Raw genomic sequence first — 1,830 nt, 5'->3', positions numbered from 1 at the left:
GGGGGAGAGTCCGATAGTGAGAAAATCTTGCTTTTTCCTTCTTCCCTCACTCGTAGATAACTAAAATCTTTTTCGTTATTTCATCCGTTATACTTCGATCGCGCGATCGTTGCCCAACTTGCTTTTGCCTGCTTCAGTTCTCCAACTAAAACCCCAGATCCATTTTAGCAGCTTCGGCCTCTGCAAACACCTCTGCATCAGGCATTTCTTGCCAATCAATATCACCAATTTCCCGATAAAATTGCTCATCATAAGGACGAGTCTGCACAACTACCGGCATCGGTACGGCGTGCCCCAAAACCAATGCTTGTTGCTTCGAGTCCAGTTTCGACAAAACCGATCGCAAACTTTGGCCACCTGAAACACCAGTAAAAATAGCATCGATGTCTTTATCGTCGTTTAGCAAAGCAGTAATGCGCGTTCCGACTTGCGACATCACCTCGCCGTCGATACCGGAGGGACGCTGGTCTACGATTAACAGAGTTACGAAGTATTTTCGCATTTCGCGGGCGATCGTACCGAAAATAGTCGATCGGACGATCGCCGGATCGAGAAAGCGGTGAGCTTCCTCAATAGTAATAACTAACGGTTGCGGGCGATCGCACGGATTCTTACTCTGCAAAAACTTCTCTGCTTTCTTCACGTAAGATGCGTGAATCCGGCGAGTAATCACATTTGCAGCCAACATATACGACAGCAAATCCGAGTGGGAACCAAACTCTATCACTACATTTTTTCCACTATCCAAACACTGCAAAACTTCAGTTACATAATTTTTAGGACAGCGATTCCGAATGTATTTCAAATCATTTAAACGCTCTAATTTGCGCTGCAAAGCCATAATCGAAGATTTATTTCCCCGCTTCTCTTCACAAAACATGGAAATATCTTCGTTGGTCATTTCCAGCAACTTGTTGATCCAACCAGTTCCCAACTCATTACGCAAAATAATTGCATTTTCGATACTAGCTTCCGACAAATTCAACTCCCGCTGCACCAGCGAGATATCTTCCACTTCAATTTGATCGAAGCTCAAAAACAACTCTTGAGCATCACGAACTCCCCGACGTTTTGTCGATTCTGGATCTAGCGTATAAATCTGCATTTTATCGGGAAATAACTGCCGCAAACCTTTAACAGTGCTAAATTGTTTTCCTTCCGAAACCGCTTCCCACCCGTACTCCGAGTGCATATCAAAAATTAGATTAACAGCAGCTTGCTTGCGAATAATTCCCGACAAAACCAAACGCGTCAGAAAAGATTTACCCGTTCCCGACTTCCCAAAAACTCCGTTGCTGCGTTCCACAAATCGGTCTAAATCCAAGCACACAGGAACGTCCATGTCAATCGGTTTGCCGATCGCAAAATTGCGGCGGTAGGGGTCATCTTCCCAGCCAAAAACCGCCCTAAAATCGCTTTCTTTGGCATCAAACACCTGGGAAAAGTGGCTGGGAATAGTTTTAACCGGCAGCAACTCCATATCGGCCCCGCTTTGCGCCTCAAAAGAACCCAAATTTCCTAAAGCCAACTTTTTATCCGGGATTCCGTTTGATTTTGGATCGAAAATTGCCTGCTGTTTTTCTCGTTCCGCTGTCAGCATCAACATCGGCGATAGTTCGATCGTACCGTAGGTGCTGCTACCGGCAAGCACTGCGATCAGAAAATCGTCGCTGGGGTTGGGAGGGTTGGATAAAATGCGTCCGCTAGATGTTCCGAGAGACACGTCGGTGAGCATACAGAAAAAGTGCGATCGTACCCCCCGCACTACTAAAAATTTCCCCACCCTCATATCTTCCACCGAAACGTCGGCGTGCAGTCGCACTTCTAATC

Annotated in this window: 1 protein-coding gene; it reads right to left on the bottom strand. The window is 46.1% G+C overall.

Annotated features, from left to right (window positions below):
* Window positions 1–145: 145 nt before the first annotated feature.
* Window positions 146–1,830: ATP-binding protein (locus IQ270_RS30005; RefSeq protein ID WP_193976741.1), on the bottom strand; the 1,685-nt coding region annotated here is incomplete at its 5' end.

The sequence above is a fragment of the Microcoleus sp. LEGE 07076 genome, from assembly GCF_015207455.1.
GTDB lineage: Bacteria > Cyanobacteriota > Cyanobacteriia > Cyanobacteriales > Microcoleaceae > Microcoleus.
The sequence above is the reverse complement of the archived record's forward strand: the minus strand, read 5'-3'. Positions and strand labels throughout refer to the sequence as shown.